The organism is Flavobacterium turcicum (assembly GCF_011365745.1).
Lineage (GTDB): Bacteria > Bacteroidota > Bacteroidia > Flavobacteriales > Flavobacteriaceae > Flavobacterium > Flavobacterium turcicum.
Genome location: NZ_JAAOBY010000004.1, coordinates 182,576 through 197,167 on the forward strand (window position 1 = coordinate 182,576; position 14,592 = coordinate 197,167).

Annotated in this window: 12 protein-coding genes; 4 read left to right on the forward strand and 8 right to left on the reverse strand. The window is 35.4% G+C overall.

What is annotated here, in order from left to right:
- Positions 1-25 precede the first annotated feature (25 nt).
- Together G9Q29_RS09040 and G9Q29_RS09045 are read left to right on the forward strand one after the other, a co-directional pair.
- Positions 26-907 carry a DNA/RNA non-specific endonuclease gene (locus G9Q29_RS09040; RefSeq protein WP_225872920.1) on the forward strand — a complete coding sequence of 294 codons (882 nt, stop codon included), beginning with the start codon at positions 26-28 and terminating at the stop codon, positions 905-907.
- A gap of 48 nt (positions 908-955) precedes the next feature.
- Positions 956-1,477, forward strand: coding sequence for a hypothetical protein (locus G9Q29_RS09045; protein WP_166135977.1), 522 nt, complete (start codon positions 956-958; stop codon positions 1,475-1,477).
- A gap of 159 nt (positions 1,478-1,636) precedes the next feature.
- On the opposite strand, the gene rodA is transcribed toward G9Q29_RS09045, so the two are convergent.
- The 6 genes from rodA to purH form a co-directional block, all read right to left on the reverse strand.
- On the reverse strand, positions 1,637-2,872 hold the full coding sequence (rodA, locus tag G9Q29_RS09050; protein ID WP_166135980.1) for a rod shape-determining protein RodA: 1,236 nt from the start codon (positions 2,870-2,872) through the stop codon (positions 1,637-1,639).
- Positions 2,869-4,827 carry a penicillin-binding protein 2 gene (mrdA, locus tag G9Q29_RS09055; RefSeq protein ID WP_166135983.1) on the reverse strand — a complete coding sequence of 653 codons (1,959 nt, stop codon included), beginning with the start codon at positions 4,825-4,827 and terminating at the stop codon, positions 2,869-2,871. The genes rodA and mrdA overlap by 4 nt, the downstream gene beginning before the upstream one ends.
- Positions 4,824-5,330, reverse strand: coding sequence for a rod shape-determining protein MreD (gene mreD, locus G9Q29_RS09060; RefSeq protein ID WP_166135986.1), 507 nt, complete (start codon positions 5,328-5,330; stop codon positions 4,824-4,826). Before mreD ends, mrdA begins: the two co-directional genes overlap by 4 nt.
- Complete coding sequence (gene mreC / locus G9Q29_RS09065; protein ID WP_166135989.1) at positions 5,323-6,147, reverse strand: rod shape-determining protein MreC; 825 nt, start codon at positions 6,145-6,147, stop codon at positions 5,323-5,325. The genes mreD and mreC overlap by 8 nt, the downstream gene beginning before the upstream one ends.
- 87 nt (positions 6,148-6,234) lie before the next feature.
- Positions 6,235-7,263 (reverse strand): rod shape-determining protein, encoded by a 1,029-nt coding sequence (locus G9Q29_RS09070; protein ID WP_086454445.1) that lies wholly within the window; start codon positions 7,261-7,263, stop codon positions 6,235-6,237.
- Between the two features lie 53 nt (positions 7,264-7,316).
- Entirely contained in the window at positions 7,317-8,843 is a 1,527-nt protein-coding gene (gene purH, locus G9Q29_RS09075) for a bifunctional phosphoribosylaminoimidazolecarboxamide formyltransferase/IMP cyclohydrolase (RefSeq protein ID WP_166135992.1), read from the reverse strand.
- Between the two features lie 184 nt (positions 8,844-9,027).
- Here purH and G9Q29_RS09080 point away from each other — a divergent pair, with 184 nt between their 5' ends.
- Positions 9,028-10,278, forward strand: a complete 1,251-nt coding sequence (locus tag G9Q29_RS09080) for an ABC transporter permease (RefSeq protein WP_166135995.1) — start codon at positions 9,028-9,030, stop codon at positions 10,276-10,278.
- 54 nt (positions 10,279-10,332) lie between these two features.
- Entirely contained in the window at positions 10,333-12,522 is a 2,190-nt protein-coding gene (locus G9Q29_RS09085; protein WP_166135998.1) for a TonB-dependent receptor plug domain-containing protein, read from the forward strand.
- A gap of 60 nt (positions 12,523-12,582) precedes the next feature.
- Here G9Q29_RS09085 and accD read toward each other — a convergent pair whose 3' ends face one another.
- Both accD and fbaA read right to left on the reverse strand, forming a co-directional pair.
- Complete coding sequence (gene accD / locus G9Q29_RS09090; protein ID WP_166136001.1) at positions 12,583-13,440, reverse strand: acetyl-CoA carboxylase, carboxyltransferase subunit beta; 858 nt, start codon at positions 13,438-13,440, stop codon at positions 12,583-12,585.
- Positions 13,441-13,507: 67 nt separating this feature from the next.
- Positions 13,508-14,575, reverse strand: a complete 1,068-nt coding sequence (gene fbaA / locus G9Q29_RS09095; protein WP_166136004.1) for a class II fructose-bisphosphate aldolase — start codon at positions 14,573-14,575, stop codon at positions 13,508-13,510.
- Positions 14,576-14,592 lie beyond the last annotated feature (17 nt).

The following is a 14,592-nucleotide window of genomic DNA, read 5'->3' on the forward strand; positions in this document are numbered from 1 at the left end:
GATTAAGATACCAAATCATACTACTATGTTTACTTTTCCTCGCAATAGCACTCCAATATCGTTTTTTTTAATGGCTTTAACGACAGTTTGCTTGTTAATGTCTTGCAAGCAAGAACAAACACGTTCTGAAATGGATACCTCTCAGGAGCAAGTGCAAAATAAAGCTAATGATTCCGCACAAACGGATACTTCCGCAATATATGAAACTGACAATTGGAAAACACTTCTTCCAACATCAACGACTGCTGAAGTCATTGAACATCAATATTATATCCTAAGTTATCTAGAAGAATTTGAGCAAGCAGAATGGGTTGCCTATGAGTTAAAAAAGGAAAATGTAGTGAATAGAGATTTTAAAAGGCCTTTTTTTATTGAAGATGACAAAGTAGAAACTCGCTCCGCTGACTGGAGAAATTATAAAAATACAAATTACGACAAAGGACATTTGTGTCCAGCTGCTGATATGGAATTTGACTATGACGCTTACACTAGTACTTTTTTGACAAGTAATATATCACCTCAAGAGAAAGATTTTAACGGAGGAATATGGAATTCTTTGGAGCAAAATGTACGCTTTTGGGCAAAGGAATACGATAAGGTTATGGTGGTTACAGCAGGTATTTTAAACTCAAATTTAAAAACAATTGGTCGCGAAAAAGTTGCTGTGCCGGACTATTTTTATAAAATTGTATTCGTCAGAAATGCGAAAAAGCCAAAGATGATAGCTTTTATGATTCCTAATCGAGCGAGCGATTTACCTCTTGAAGATTATGTAGTGACTGTTGATGCTATCGAAAAAATAACGCGTATCGATTTTTTTCCTAAGTTAACAGATGCGCTAGAAAACCAACTCGAAAGCGAATCAAATATACGGTCTTGGCGTTTTTTAGAGGATAAAAGATACTAGCTATTAGTTAGTTGCAATTTCCAATATTACGTAGAAATATATCATTAAATGAAAAACTTTATTACAGTTTACGATTTTGCCGAAAAATCTCTGAAAATTCCACTTATGCTTTCTCCCTTAATTTTTGTTGTTATTGGAATTGTTACTTATTATTATTCTAAAAATTATTCTGACCCAAAAAAATACACTGCATTAGGTTTTAATGAAAGAAAGTATAAAATGATTTTTAGCATCATGTATGCTTCTTTCGCAACTATTTTAGCCACAATAACAATTTCGTCTCAACTTCATCAATACTTCATGGCAAAAAGTTTTTACGAACTGAAAAAATATAAAACTGTTGAAGGTAAAGTCCAGAATTTTCATCCAATGCCAGCTGGTGGTCATGATACAGAAAGATTTGATGTAAACAATATTAAATTTGAATATTCAGATTATAACGAAAGTGATTATGGATATAACAAGTCACTAGTTAAAGGAGGTCTAATTAAATCAAATGCTTTTGTAAAAATTAGTTATTTTAACAATGGAAACAAAAATGTAATTCTCAAATTGCAAATTGAAGAATGACTTAATTGAAAACACGAACTGCAACTAACAGCCGTTACACGAGATTTGGGTATTTGGCTTAATAAAAAGTTGGTTTCGTTTCAGGAAAACTTGTGGATAATGGAAAAATATCGCATCTTTAATATCAAACCTCGTGTAGCGGCAGGACGTTGGTGCTTACTACCATTCATTGACTTTGTTAGCGTCCATTTTGATAAAAATAAAAAGCAAAATGGTAAAACCCCATAATCCTGAACCTCCGTACGAGAAAAATGGTAACGGAACACCAATAGTAGGGAAGATACCAGATACCATCGCGATATTGACAAAAAAGTGGGTAAACAAAATTCCAGCTACGCAATAACCATAAACTCTACTAAACTTTGTTTTTTGTCTCTCAGCTAAGTAAATAATTCTTAAAAGTAAACCAGCAAATAAACCAAGTACCAGCAATGATCCAGCAAAGCCCCATTCTTCGCCTACTGTTGTAAAAATATAATCGGTGTGTTGTTCGGGTACAAATCCACCTTTAGTTTGAGTTCCTTCCAGAAAACCTTTTCCGAGCCATCCACCTGATCCAATTGCAATTTCAGATTGATTGGTATTGTAGCCTGTTCCGTTCATATCTACGGATTTACCTAGCAAAATATTAAATCGATCTCGGTGGTGTTGTTTAAAAACATTATCAAAGATGTAATCTACAGAAAATACAAAACCAGTAATTAAAACGAGAAGAATCGTACTCATAATGGCATTTCGATCGGCCAATCGTGATTTAAAATGTACGAACAATAAAACAGCTAGCGCGGCTAGAATGATGTATTGTGGTTCAAAAACTAAGGTCATAACAAACAGTAAAATTGTAATGAAACCTGTCCAAACGTACCACGCAGGAAGTCCTTCTCGGTACAAAACGATTATAAAAATACTGTAAATCAAAGCACTTCCAGGATCGGGTTGTGGCAATATAAGTAATACAGGAAATAGAATTATAGCTAAGGCTTGGATTTGCCTGTTTGTTTCTTTTAAATTAATTTGTGTGTCACTCAAAAATTTAGCTAATGCCAATGATGTTGCTGCTTTTGCAAATTCAGATGGCTGTAAGGTAAAACTACCTATGGCGTACCAACAACGTTGTCCAGCAATAGTTTTCCCGAATAAGAATAAACCCATTAATGACAATAGGGAAACTCCAAAAATAATACTGGCATATTTTTCATAAAATTTGCCGTCAATTGAGACTACTGTAAAAATTAAAGGTATGGTTAATACAATAAAAATCAACTGCTTATCAGAGGTGCCTTCCATCGATGATAATGAGGAAGAGTAGATGTTGAGCCACCCTAAAATAACTAATACAGCATAAATGATTATGCTTATCCAGTCGATATTGTTGGTGATGCTTTGGTTTTTCATTTTGCTGCTATAACTTGTTTTTTAGCTTTTGTAGTGTCTACTTTTACTTTTTGTGCAGGTTGCGATTTCAATTTTTTAATAGAATCGGCAGCGCGCAGTTGGGCTTTGACAATATCTGAAAGTCCTCCTAATTTAGCATAACGAGATTGCAAGCTAGTTTCTAAAATTCGTTTTTCTAAGTCAGTTCTAGTTATTTTTTTACGAAGGTACTTTTCGATCATCAAACTAGCAATAGGACCTGCAATAGTCGCTCCATATCCTCCGTTTTCGACCATAACAGCGATTGCTATTTTTGGGTTTTCCATCGGGGCAAAGGCTACAAATATCGAATGGTCTTCCATCTTTACTTTTACGCCACCAATTCTTGCGGAGTTTTCAGCAGTACCAGTTTTTCCACAAATGTTAATTCCTTCTACTCGTAAACCTCTTGCAGTTCCTAAATTGTATACATCAAACAAGCCACTAATGATAGGCTTAAAAAAATGTTTGTCAATTGAAGTAACGTGTTTTGTTGTGAATTTTTCATCAATCTTGTGTCCTTCAATTCGTTTGATAATATGAGGTGTGTAGTAATAACCTTCATTGGCTACTGTCGCCATCATATTAGCTAATTGAATAGGTGTCATTAAAACCTCTCCTTGACCGATGGCGTTTGAAACAATTGCTGTACTGCGCCATCCTCCATTTGGGTACATGCGTTTGTAGGTTTTAGATGTTGGTACTAATCCTCTTTTTCCAGTAGGTAAATCATAGCCCATAAATTCTCCCAATCCAAAACTCTTTAAATGCTTACTCCAAACATCAACCGCATAAGAGGGTTTTACATATTTGTTAATGGTTCGCATGTAGGCGGTAGCAAAGTAGGAATTACAAGATTCATAAATACCTCGATGCAATTGTAAGGCTCCACCGTGGCAGTGGCATCCCATAAAACGGCCACGCGCATAGCTAAAACCATGACGGCAGAATACAGTAGTGTTTTCATCAATAACACCTTCTTGTAAACCAACTAGTCCAGTTAAAATTTTAAAAGGTGATCCAGGCGGATATTCGGCTAATAAACCACGATCATACAAAGGTTTTGCGATAGAATCTCGGTATAAAGCGGTGTAGTTTTTAGAGCGTTGTCGACCAACTAAAATCCCGGGATCATAAGATGGAGCGGTTACTAATGCTAATATTTCACCAGTTTTTGGTTCTATCGCAACAATTCCGCCACGCTTATTAATCATCAGTTCTTCACCATATTTTTGGATTTCGGCATCCAGCGTTAGGTTGATGTCTTCTCCTTGAACGGCAATCGTGTCGTATTTGCCATTTTTATAGGAGCCTATTTCTCTGTTGAATTTATCTTTTTGAATGTATTTCACACCCTTAACTCCTCGAAGTAAATTTTCGTAGCTTTCTTCAACTCCTTGGCGGCCAATTAAATCACCACTGTTGTAATAGGGGTTTTTTGCAACCAATTTTTCGTTTACTTGGGTGATAAATCCAAAAATATTCGCGCCAAAGTTTACTTCATAATCACGTAATGAACGCTTTTGGAAATAGAATCCTTTGTATTTTCGTAATTTTTCTTGAAATGCTGCAAACTCAGCTTTATTCAATTGTGATAAGAATACCGATGGAAGTCTAGGGCTATACACCTTAGCTTTTTCGATTTTTTTGATAAAATCATCTTTGGTGATATTCAAAAGTTGACAAAACTCGGTAGTATCCGTTTCTTTTACTTCTCTCGGAATAACCATGATATCATACGATGCTTGGTTGGCTACAAGCAATTTACCATAACGGTCAAAAATATAGCCTCGTTCTGGATATTCGTATTGTTTTTTGATAGCGTTGTTTTCGGACTCTAATTTTGAAGTTTCGTCTACAATTTGTAAATAAAAAATACGGGTTACCAGCAGTAAAGTAGCGATTATGATCAAAGAGGGCAACAAGGCTTTTCTCATCGTTTGTTTGGCTTAATAAGGTAGATGATTATGATGCAAATTAATATCGTAAATACAGTGCTTAAAAGCGTGGTAATTAAGGTGTCAAGTAGAAAACTCAATTGAAACGCTTCTAACAAAAACAAGGTAAAATGATGAATTACTACAGAGAGCAAAATAAATGTAAACCGTTGAGGTGTCAAAACATCATTTAAGCGAATGGTTTGGTATTCGTAACTTAGTCCAAAAGCAAACTTGAACAAGTAAGGTCTTAGGTAAGCAAGCATTAGCGAGGCTGTTGCATGTGTTCCTCCAGAGTTACTAAAAAGATCCATAATAATACCCATTGCAAAACTCGCAGCAATAAGTCCAGCTTTATTACCATTTACAGGGTATAAAATGATAAACAAAATATAAGGAAACGGACTAATGTAGCCCAAGAAATTCATATTGTTAAAAACAATGATTTGGAGCGCTAACAGCAAAATGAAACGGAGAATATTGACTAACAAGGTGCTATTCATCTTTTTCTCTTTTTTCTAAATTAATGATTTCTTGTCTGTCTTTTCTCTTGATGATGTATACGTGACCTAAGTTAGTCATGTCATTAAAGAGTTTTACGCGCAATGTATAAAAATTGGTTTTTGTGTCTCTGTAAATTTTTGAGATAGTTCCAATGTTGATGTTTTCTGGAAAAATTACTGATTGTCCACCAGTTACAATTGTGTCTCCAATTTTAATCATTGCTAACCTTGGTAAATCGGTTAGCTGAACAAAACCAGTACTTTTACCATCCCAGTTCAAAGAACCAAAATGATTTGATTTTTTAATTTTAGCATTAATTTGAGAACGTTTGTTCAATATGCTAATTACAGTAGAGTAATTGGTTGATGTATTTTCAATGATTCCTACAATACCCAAGCTGTTAACCACGCCCATGTCTGGTTTTACACCATCTATAGCACCTGAGTTTAGTGTAAGGTAGTTTTCATACACATTATAGGAGTTTCTGATTACTTTTGAAACAATGATATCGGTTGGTTTTACTCCTTTAACACTGTCAATTTGTTTAACAGTCGCAGTGTCTTCAATTTTGAATAAAGCATTACGAAGTAGAGCGTTTTCTTGTGCTAGCGCTTCATTCTCTGTCTTTAAATTCAAATATTCATCAAAGTTGTTCAGTTTTTCGTAAACGCCACCACTTAAGAAATTGGCAGAGCTGATAATCTTGCTGCGGTGAAAAGAGTGAGATTGAACTGTAAGCGCTAAGGAAATGCTTAAAAGCAGCAAAAACAGTATTCTGTTACTGTTTTTAAAAATAAAATTAAATATTTGCTGCATTGTATTCGGTTATAGAGGTCAAATAAGTTAATGTAAAAGAGGTAAACTCCAATACTGTTTGAAAGGTATTGGAGTTGTAAATCTCTATTATTTAATTAATATACTTTTAAATTTTACGATGTTTTTTAGTGCCATTCCAGTTCCACGCACAACCGCACGTAAAGGATCTTCAGCAATATAAACAGGCAAGTCTGTTTTTTGAGAAATTCTTTTGTCTAAACCTCTCAACATAGATCCACCACCTGCTAAGTAAATACCAGTATTGTAAATATCTGCTGCTAATTCAGGCGGAGTTTGAGAAAGCGTTTCCATGACAGCATCTTCAATTCGTTGAATTGATTTGTCAAGAGCTTTAGCAATTTCACGGTATGAAACTTCTACTTGTTTTGGTTTACCCGTTAACAAATCTCTACCTTGTACAGACATATCTTCTGGAGGAGTTTCAAGATCTTCGATAGCAGCTCCAATTTGGATTTTTATTTTTTCAGCAGTACTTTCTCCCACAAATAAATTGTGCTGGGTACGCATGTAGTAAACAATATCATTGGTAAAAACGTCACCTGCAATTTTAACTGATTTGTCACATACGATTCCACCTAAAGCAATAACCGCAATTTCAGTAGTACCACCACCAATATCTACAATCATGTTTCCTTTTGGTTGCATGATATCAATACCAATACCAATTGCTGCTGCCATTGGTTCGTGAATTAAGTAAACTTCTTTACCATTTACACGCTCACATGACTCTTTTACAGCACGCATTTCAACTTCGGTAATTCCAGATGGAATACAAACTACCATGCGCAATGCAGGAGTGAACATTCGTTTTTTTAATGCAGGTATGCTTTTGATAAACATACTGATCATTTTTTCAGATGCATCAAAATCTGCAATTACACCATCTTTCAAAGGTCTTATTGTCTTTATGTTTTCATGTGTCTTTCCTTGCATCATGTTGGCTTCTTTACCAACAGCAATGATTTTGCCAGAAATCCTATCGCGTGCAACTATCGAAGGGCTGTCTATTACGACTTTATCATTGTGTATGATTAAAGTATTAGCGGTACCAAGGTCTATCGCAATATCCTCGGTCATGAAATCAAAAAATCCCATAAGTTTTTTAAGGGTTAAAAGTTAAAAATTTGTGACGGACAAAGTTAAACAAATTAATGTTTAAAATGACGCGTTCCTGTAAATACCATTGCAAGATTATTTTCGTTACAGTAATTGATGCTTAATTCATCTTTGATCGATCCTCCCGGCTGAATTACTGCTGTGATTCCTGCTTTTTTGGCAAGTTCTACACAATCAGGAAATGGAAAAAAAGCATCACTAGCCATTGAAGCTCCTTGTAAATCAAATCCGAAATTTTTCGCTTTTTCTACAGCTTGCATTAACGCGTCAACTCTTGAAGTTTGTCCCGTACCTGAAGCAATAAGCGTACCGTTTTTAGCAAAAACAATCGTATTTGATTTTGTGTTTTTGCAAATTTTTGAGGCAAAAATTAAATCTTCTATCTCTTGCTCTGTAGGCGCTGTTAGTGTAACGGTTTTTAGGTCCTCTTTAGTATCGGTACTATTATTTCTGTCTTGAACTAAAAGTCCGTTTAAGCATGTGCGTACTTGTTTTTGAGGTAATTCAACTTCATTTTGAACAAGAATGATTCTGTTTTTCTTTTCCTGTAAAATGCTAAGCGCCTCTGCATCAAAAGCTGGAGCAATTACTACTTCGCAAAATAAAGCGTTTATTTCTTGTGCTGTAGCTACATCAACGGTTGTGTTAGCAATTAATACTCCTCCAAAAGCAGAAGTAGGATCGCAAGCCAAAGCTGCTAAATAAGCTTCACTGATTGTTGGTCTTGTAGCTAAACCGCAAGCGTTGTTGTGTTTGAGAATAGCAAATGTAGGACCGTCGTTTTTAAATTCTTGAATTAAATTAACCGCGGCATCTACGTCTAGTAAATTGTTGTATGAAAGTTCTTTTCCGTGAATTTTGTTGAACATGGCATCAAAATCTCCAAAGAAAAATCCTTTTTGGTGTGGGTTTTCTCCATAGCGAAGTACTTGACCATCGGCTATGCTTTCTTTGTAAATAGTTTCATCAGTGTTGAAATAGTTAAAAATTGCTCCGTCATAGTGTGATGACACATGAAATGCTTTTGTGGCAAACAATTTTCTGTCCTCTAAAGTAGTTGCTCCGTTTTGTTTAATGATGGTTTCTAAAAATAATCCGTATTGCTCCATCGATGAAACGATTACCGTATCTTTAAAATTCTTTGCTGCTGCACGAATTAGAGAAATGCCACCAATATCAATTTTTTCAATAATATCAGCTTCGCTTGCGCCAGATGCAACGGTTTTTTCAAATGGGTATAAGTCAACAATTACCAAGTCAATTTGAGGAATATCAAACTCCTTCATTTGCTGTACATCACTTTTGTTATCTTGACGGTTTAAGATTCCGCCGAAAACTTTTGGGTGCAAAGTTTTTACTCTTCCACCTAAAATTGAAGGGTATGAAGTAACATCTTCAACGGGTACAACAGGAATTCCTAAATTTTTTATGAAATCTTCGGTACCACCAGTAGAATAAATTGTAACATTTTGACTGTTTAGTTGTCTTACTATCGGTTCAAGTCCTTCTTTTGAGAAGACAGAGATTAATGCCGATTGGATTGTTTTAGTTGTGTTCATTATGTAGTTAGTGTTTTTAAGGTGCAAAAATAGTTTTTAAAGTCGAAATTAAAGCATTCGAAATTGAGATATTTGCAAATAAGACACTTCTATTTTACGACGCTTTTAAATCCTAAGCGTGTCAATACTGAAAAGTCTTTTTTGGGCTTTTTGATTAAATCATTTTAAATACAAAACAAGATATATGTTAGTTTACCTTCGATTATTAAAAGAAAGTTTTGGTTTTGCTATGAATGCCTTAAGCAATAATAAATTGAGAACTTTACTCTCGTTGTTAGGCGTGACCATTGGTATTTTTTCAATCATTGCGGTACTTGCCGCTGTTGATTCTTTAGATCGTAAAATCACTAAAGATCTTAGTAGTTTGGATAAAAATACGATTTACTTAATCAAGTTTTCATTTGGTCCATCTGACATTCCGCAATGGAAACGCGAGCAATTTCCAAACATCAAATACGATGAGTATACTTATTTGAAAAATTCACTAAATAATGCTGAAGCTATTGCTTTTCAAATTTTTACACGTCGTGAATCGTTAAAATATGATGCGAAAACGGTAAGCGATGTAAATATTGTTCCTTCTTCGCAAGAGTTTATCGATATTCAAGGTTTAGAGTTTGACAAAGGCCGTTTTTATAACGATTCCGAAGCCAATTCAGGTGCCTCTGTTATTGTAATCGGAAATGAAATCGCTAATTCATTGTTTGAAGGTGTTGATCCTATTGGGAAAAATATCCGCTTGTATGGCAAACGTTTTACGGTTATTGGAGTTTTAAAGAAGGAAGGTGCTGGACTTTTTGGAGACAGTAACGATACAACAGCATACATTCCAGTTAATTTTGTTCGCCAATTGTATGGTGATAACAATGAATCGCTAACCAATGCTATTTTGATCAAACCAGAAAGTGGTGTAGATATGGATGCTTTTAAAGGCGAGTTAACGCAAAAATTACGCAATTATAGAGGCTTGAAAGCTGGAGAAATTGATAACTTTTTTATCAATGTTTTTAGTGGTTTTACTGATTTAATAGATGGTATTATTGGTCAAATGAACGTAGTTGGTTGGATTATTAGTGGCTTTTCATTGCTTGTTGGTGGTTTTGGTATTGCGAATATCATGTTCGTATCTGTAAAGGAAAGAACCAATTTAATTGGTATTCAAAAATCGCTTGGCGCAAAAAACAGGTTTATTTTGTTTCAGTTTTTATTTGAAGCAATTATACTTTCTGTCTTTGGTGGATTAATTGGTTTGTTTTTGGTTTGGATTATTTCATTTATAGTTACCCAAGCGTTCGATTTTGAATTTGTTCTTGGTATGGGCAATGTGATTTTAGGAACTTCTTTGGCTGCAATAATCGGACTCATATCTGGAATTTTGCCTGCTATTTCGGCGTCTAAACTTGATCCAGTTGAAGCTATTCGTACTGGAATGTAAAAACATATTGAAGTTGATGACTTCCCAATTAATCACCTCCTTAGTTGTTTTTTAATGAAAAATTTTTTCTCCGTTGTAGTGTTACTGTGCACTTTTGTTGGCTTGGCGCAAATGAAAAAAGACACTACAAAATTGGACGATGTAGTGCTTATTCAAAAGATACCGAAGCAAATCTTGAAGTCGCCCTATCAGGTTGATTTTATAACTGCTGCTGATATTGATTTTCAAAATTTCCAAACCACGGCAGAGATGCTTTCTAATTCAGGGGCGCTATTTGTACAAAAATCACAGCAAGGTGGCGGTAGTCCTTCTATCCGCGGTTTTGAGGCAAGTAGAGTGTTACTTGTTGTTGATGGTGTCCGAATGAATAATTTAATTTTTCGGGCAGGGCATTTGCAAAACGTAATTACCGTTGACGAAAGTTTTTTAGACAATGCTGCCATTGTTTACGGGCCAACTTCTACTTTATTTGGTAGTGATGCTTTGGGCGGAACCGTAGCCATGAATACTAAAAATGCTAAGTTCAAATCAGAAGTTGCTAATGCTTTTTCTGGAAATATAGCCTCACGATATAGCAGTGCCAACCAAGAAAAATCAGTTGCTTTGCAGATTAATTATGCAACCAATAATTGGGCTTCCTTAACTGCTTTTTCTTTTAACGACTTCGGAGATTTAAAAATGGGAAAACAAAAAAATCATAATGGTGATTTTTTTGGCGAAAGACCTTTTTTTGTTGCCACTACCAATGGAGTTGATGTTATTCAGCCTAATGATAACAAGTTTGTACAAAGAAATTCTGGCTACAAGCAATACAATTTAATGCAAAAAATAGCCTATAAAACCGAAAATGGTTTTATGCATGATATAAATTTTCAATGGTCTACCAGCTCTGATATTCCTCGCTATGATCGATTAACGGAACCAAGTGGGAAAGCAGGTTTACGCCATGCAGAATGGTATTACGGTCCACAAGAGCGTTTGTTGGCAGTCTATTCGTTAAGCAAAAAGAAGCTATTTTGGAATGCTGATATGCGTACTAATTTTTCTTATCAAAATGTAAAAGAGAGTAGGCACAACCGACGTTTTGGAGATTACGTTCTGCAAAACCGTTTGGAGAATGTTAATGTATACGGTTTATCGGTTGATTTAACTAAAAAATGGAAAACAGCGACTTTGTTGTACGGGTTGGAGTCCTATTATGAAACTCTAAATTCTACCGCTTTTAGTTCTAATATAAATACTAAGGAGCGAAAAAATATTAGTACCCGTTACCCGAATGGAGCAAATGCAATGTGGCGTTATGATGCCTATGCTTCTTACAATCAAGAGTGGGATTCGAAAACTTTTTTGAATGCAGGTTTGCGTTTGGGTTATAGTGGTTTGAATAGTTCTATTGCGGATAATTCTTTCTTTCCATTGCCTTTTTCAAAAATTAAACAGCAAAATTTCACTTACAGCGCTAATGTTGGAGTGGTGCGAAATGTGTCGAGCAATGTCTCACTTAAATCGAATTTATCAACAGGATATCGGGTTCCAAATATCGATGATTTAGCAAAGATTTTTGAGACAGTGCGTGGTGTTTTGATTGTTCCTAATGAAGATTTAAAACCTGAAAAAACAGTTACTGCTGATTTGGGTTTTGTCTTTCAATCCACTTCGAAAAGATGGAAACTAGAACAAACCTATTTTTATACCAAAATGTTTGATGCCATTGTAACGAGTCCGTTTTTATATAATGGCCAATCTTCCTTGATTTATGATGGTGCGTTGAGCCAAATATTTGCTAATCAAAACAGCGGAAAAGCATTTGTTACGGGAATTTCTACTTCGCTTCAAGCGGAACTTGTTACTGCTGTACAAATGAATGCATCGTTCAATTATAACTTGGGCCGCATTGTATCTGAACAAAAGTTACTGCCGCTGGATCATATTTCGCCTTATTTTGGAAAAGTTGGAATCGCTTACACCTACAAAAAAGGTATGATTGAAGGTTACATGTTGTACAATGGTAAAAAGGCATTAAAAGATTATTCTAACAGCGGTGAAGATAACTTGCAATACGCACCTGCTAATGGTATGCCTGCGTGGGAATCGTACTCACTCAAATCAAGCTATAAATTGTTTGAAGGGGCGATTGTTTATACCGGTGTCGAAAATATTTTAGACACGCAATACCGAACCTTTTCATCAGGAATTAATGCTCCCGGTCGCAATTTTTACGGAGGTTTGCAATATACTTTCTAACATATACCAATAAAAAAGCCTGTTCGTAATGAACAGGCTTTCTAGTTTTTAGACCTTTAATTATTGTCTAATTTCATTATTTTGGATCAAATCGATGTATAAGTTGATTTTATCTTTCAATTCCTTTCTTGGAGTAATAAAATCTAAGAAACCATGTTCTAATAAAAATTCTGCTGTTTGAAAACCTTCTGGTAAATCTTTACCGGTAGTGTCTCTTACTACACGAGGTCCAGCAAATCCGATTAATGCGCCTGGCTCAGAAATATTAATGTCCCCTAACATGGCGTAAGAAGCAGTGGTTCCTCCTGTAGTTGGGTCAGTACATAATGAAATGTATGGCAATTTAGCTTCAGCAAGCTGTGCTAATTTTACAGATGTTTTTGCTAATTGCATCAAAGAGTAAGCCGCTTCCATCATACGTGCACCACCTGATTTTGAAATCATTACAAATGGCATCTTGTTTTTGATAGCGTGGTCAATTCCTCTTGCAATTTTTTCACCTACAACTGCTCCCATAGATCCACCAATAAAGGCAAAATCCATACAGCAAATTACTAAATCTTTTCCTTTAGACTTTCCTACACCAGTGCGTACGGCATCTTTTAGTTTGGTTTTATCCATTACATCTTTCAAACGATCTGCATATTTTTTTGTATCAACAAAATGCAAAGGGTCTTTTGATGTCATGTTTTTGTCTAACTCTACAAATTCATTGTTGTCAAACAAAATTTGAAAATATTCAGCGCTTCCTATTCTAACATGAAAACCATCTTCTGGACTTACAAATAAGTTGCGAGCCAATTCATCAGCATCAATAATTTTTCCTGTTGGAGATTTGTACCAAAGCCCTTTTGGAATATCCATTTTGTCTTCGGTAGCAGTAGTAATCCCTTTTTCTTTTCTTTTAAACCAAGCCATATTTATTGTTTTTGTTGTTTCAGGTTTAAAGTTTTAATATCCTCAACCTGAAACTATAAACTTTTAATTATAATGTATTCACGTTGTTTAAGTCAGCAAAAGCTTGCTCTAACCTTGCGTTAAAAGTGATTTCACTTTCACGTACCCATTTTCTTGGGTCATAATATTTTTTATTTGGTACATCAGCGCCTTCAGGGTTTCCAATTTGAGATTTTAAATACTCTAAATTGTTTACCATATAGTCACGAATTCCTTCTGTGTAGGCAAATTGTAAATCAGTATCAATGTTCATTTTTACAACACCATAGCTAATTCCTTCTCTAATTTCTTCTAGAGTAGATCCTGATCCTCCGTGGAAAACGAAATCAACTGGATTGTGTCCGGTGCTGAATTTGTTTTGTACAAAATCTTGTGAGTTTTTCAAGATTTTTGGAGTTAACTTTACGTTTCCTGGTTTGTAAACTCCGTGTACGTTTCCAAAAGCTGCAGCGATTGTAAACTTTGGACTCACTTTTGATAACTCTTCGTAAGCGTAAGCTACCTCCTCAGGTTGTGTGTATAATTTTGAACTGTCAACATCAGAGTTGTCAACACCGTCTTCTTCACCACCAGTAATTCCTAATTCGATTTCAAGTGTCATTCCCATTTTGCTCATACGCTCTAAGTACGTTTTGCAAATTTCGATGTTTTCCTCAATTGGCTCTTCTGATAAGTCAATCATGTGCGAAGAGAATAATGGTTTTCCTGTTTTAGCAAAATGTGCTTCAGAGGCATCTAACAAACCGTCAATCCAAGGCAATAATTTTTTCGCGCAGTGGTCGGTATGCAAAATTACAGTTGCTCCGTAAGCCTCTGCAAGCGTGTGTATGTGTAATGCTCCGGCAACTCCACCAGCAATAGCTGCTTTTTCACCTGCATTTGACAATCCTTTTCCAGCATTAAATTGCGCTCCTCCGTTTGAGAATTGTATGATAACTGGTGCGTTTAGTTTTGCTGCTGTTTCCAGAACACCATTAATTGTGCTAGAACCAGTAACGTTTACTGCCGGAAGTGCAAATCCTTTTTCCTTAGCATAGTTAAAAATTTCTTGGACTTGATCTCCTGTAGCTACGCCCGGTTTTATGTTGTGTGCCATGGTACTTTTTTTAGTTG